This is a genomic window from Kitasatospora sp. NPDC092286, assembly GCF_044755565.1.
Classification (GTDB): Bacteria; Actinomycetota; Actinomycetes; order Streptomycetales; family Streptomycetaceae; genus Kitasatospora.
The window spans coordinates 1-3,342 of record NZ_JBIVRD010000107.1; the positions used below are offsets into that span (position 1 = coordinate 1).

The window sequence follows — 3,342 nt, forward strand, 5'->3', positions numbered from 1 at the left end:
AGATCCCAGCCACGGTCGTCCGGGAACACCGAGATCGCGTCGCCGCCCGCCGCCACCAGCCGCCACAGGTCCTCCGGCGTCCGCACCCCGCCCGGGAACCGGCAGCTCATCGCGACGATCGCGATCGGCTCGTGCTCCTTGGACTCCAGGTCGGTCAGCCTGCGCCGGGTCACCCGCAGATCGTTGACCGTCTTCTGGAGGTAGGTGCGAAGCTTCTCCTCGTTCATGGTCCGGTCCGTGTTCGCGTCGGAGTTCTGGTTGTTCGACATGGGTGTCCGTTCTTGGGCAGCCGAAGGTCAGGGCAGGCGGTGCGGGCGACTCAGATGTCGCCGAACTCCTGGTCGATCAGGTTGAACATCTCCTCGTCGGAGACCGGGTCGAACTCGCCGAACTCGGCGTCGAGTTCGCCATTGCTGTCGGCGCCACGGGCGTCGTCCCACTTCCAGAGGACGGACTGCAGCCGTTCCGCGACCTTCCCGCGCAGGCCCTCGTCGGGGCCCATCTGGGCGAGGACTGCTTCGAACCTCTCCAGCTCGGCGAGGACGGAGAGGTCGTCCTCGGACTCGTTCGTGACCAGTCCGCCGCGCAGGAGCTCGACGAGCGCGGCCGGTGTCGGGTGGTCGAACACCAGGGTCGGGGCCAGCCGCAGGCCGGTCGCGGCCCTCAGCCGGTTGCGCAGTTCGACGGCGGTCAGCGAGTCGAAGCCGAGCTCCTTGAAGGCCCGGTCGGCCCGCACCACATCGGCCGAGGTGTGGCCGAGGACCGCGTTGACGTGCTCGCGGACCACGTCCAGCAGCAGCCGGTCCTGGTCCAAACGGGCCAGCCCGGCCAGCCGCTCAGCCAAGGACTCCTCCGCCACGGCCGGATCGGCCGCGACCACCGCCTGGGCCCGCCGGACCGGGCCGGGCCGCACCACCGCCCGGAACAGCGCGGGCATCACCCCGGCCGCCGCCTGCGAGCGCAGCTCCACGGTGTCGAGTCGGGCCGGCACCACGACCGGCTCGCCCAGGGCCAGCGCCGCGTCGAAGAGCGCGAGCCCCTCCTCGGCCGGCATCGGCGCCGCTCCCGCCCGGGACATCCGGACGAGGTCGACCTCGCTGAGCCGGCCGGCCATCCCGCTCCGCTGCTCCCACAGGCCCCAGGCCAGGGAGGCCGCAGGCAGGCCGAGTTCGTGGCGGTGACGGGCCAGGGCGTCCAGGAAGGCGTTGGCCGCCGAGTAGTTCGCCAGGCCGGCGCCGCCGAGCATACCGGAGAGCGAGGAGTACAGGACGAACGCGGAGAGGTCCGCCCGTGCGGTCAGCTCGTGCAGGTTGAGCGCGCCGTCCACCTTCGGCCGCAGCACGCGGTCCAGCCGCTCGGGGCTCTGGCCGGTCAGCACGCCGTCCTCCAGCACCGCCGCGGTGTGCACGACCCCGACCAGCGGGTGCGCCGCCGGGATTCCGGCGAGCAGTTCCGCGAGCGCCTCGCGGTCCGCGACGTCACAGGCGGCGGCTTCCGCAACGGCGCCCAACTCGCCCAGCTCCACGAGGAGTTCGGGCATCCCCTCGGCGGCGGCGCCGCGTCGCCCGGCGAGCAGCAGCCGGGTCGCACCGTGCCGGACCACCAGGTGGCGGGCCAGCAGGCGGGCCAGGCCGCCCGAGGCGCCGGTGATCAGCACCGTACCGGGCCGGTCGAAGGAGCACGCCACCGGCGCGGCCGCGGCCTCGGCCGTCGCGTCCTGCCCGGCGGCACGGACCAGCCGGGCCGCGGTGACCGCACCCTCGCCCGTACCCCCGCCGGTCAGCCTCAGCTGCGGCTCGCCGGTGGCGACCGCCTCCGCCATCGCCGCCCAGTCCTCGGGCCCGGAACCGTCGACCGTACGGAGCGACCGGTCGTCCTCCAGCAGCACGAACCGTCCCGGGTTCTCCACCTGGGCCGAGCGCACCAGCCCCCAGACCGGCGCGCCCACCAGCCCCCGACGGGCGACCACGACGAGGCGGGACGCCTCGAAGCGCTCGTCCGCCAGCCAGCCCTGGAGCAGCTCCAGGACCCGGTAGGTGGCGCCGCGAACGGCTGCGGGCAGATCCGACGGCAGGCCGTCGGTCTCCAACCCCGACTCCGACTCCGGGAACGGCGCGAACACCAGCTCCGGCACCGGGGCGCCGTTCGCCACGGCCCGGGCGAGCCCGGCCAGGTCCGTGAAGGCCTCCACCCCGGACCCGCCGGCCTCGCCGAGCACCGCCCACGAGGCGGCGACCGCCCCGTCGACCGGCGCCGCCACCGGCAGCCAGTCCACCTGGAACAGCGCGTCACTGTGCTGCGCGGACGCACCCTCCTGGGCAATCTGACGAAGCGTCACCTCACCGACGGTGGCGACCAGCCGGCCGCTCGCGTCGGCCGCCGTCAGCGACACCGACTCGTCACCGGCCTTGGCCACCCGGATCCGCAGGGCGTCCGCCCCCGTGGCCCACAGCTGCACGTCCCGCCAGGAGAAGGGCCGACGGGAGCGCCCCGGCTCGGGCGCGTCGAGGACGGTCCCCAGACCGAGCGGCTGAAGGGCGACGTCGAACAACGCCGGGTGCAGCCCGTACGCCCTCGCCTCCACGGACTCCCGCTCGGGCAGCCGGGCCTCCACGAACACCTCGCCGTCACCGAGCCAGGCCGCCCGGAGCCCGCAGAAGGACGGCCCGTACTCGACACCGAGCTCGGCGAGCCGGTCGTACGCGTCCTCGACGGCCAGCGGTTCGGCTCCGGTGGGGGGCCAGGTGGTCAGGCCAGGGTCGGCGGCCGGCTGATCGGTCGCCGGGGCCAGGACGCCGGTGGCGTGCCGGGTCCACGGATCGTCGGTGGCGCCGTCCTGCGGGCGGGAGAACAGGCCCAGCTCACGCCGCCCGGACTCGTCGCCCGCTCCGACGCTCACCTGAACGCTGACCGCGCCGCGCTCGGGCAGCACCAGCGGCGCTTCCAGGGTCAGTTCCTCCACCTGGCCGCAGCCGACCTCATCCCCGGCCCGGATCGCCAGCTCCACGAACCCTGTGCCCGGCAGCAGCACCGACCCGGCCACCGCGTGATCCGCCAGCCACGGCTGCGCCTGCACCGACAGACGACCGGTGAACAGCAGTTCGCCGGAGCCTGCCAGCTCGACGGCCGCGCCGAGCAACGGGTGGTCGGCCTCGGTCATGCCGATCGAGGTGACGTCACCGGACCGGGAGGGGGAGATCTGCGGCCAGTAGCGCTGGTGCTGGAAGGCGTAAGTGGGCAGGTCGATGGGCTTCCCGGCGGTGCCGGTCGCCGTCCAGTCCACCGGGACACCGCTCACGTGCAGTTGGGCGGCGGAGGTGTAGAGGCGCTCCAAGGTGTCCT

At 74.1% G+C, this 3,342-nt stretch carries 2 protein-coding genes; both read right to left on the reverse strand.

Translation table 11 applies throughout. From position 1 onward, the window contains the following. The coding region (locus ACIQIB_RS39330) for a beta-ketoacyl synthase N-terminal-like domain-containing protein (RefSeq protein ID WP_400764268.1) at positions 1–227 on the reverse strand (227 nt) is incomplete at its 3' end. A 92-nt stretch (positions 228–319) separates the two neighbouring features. Next, the coding region (locus ACIQIB_RS39335) for an SDR family NAD(P)-dependent oxidoreductase (protein ID WP_400764266.1) at positions 320–3,342 on the reverse strand (3,023 nt) is incomplete at its 5' end.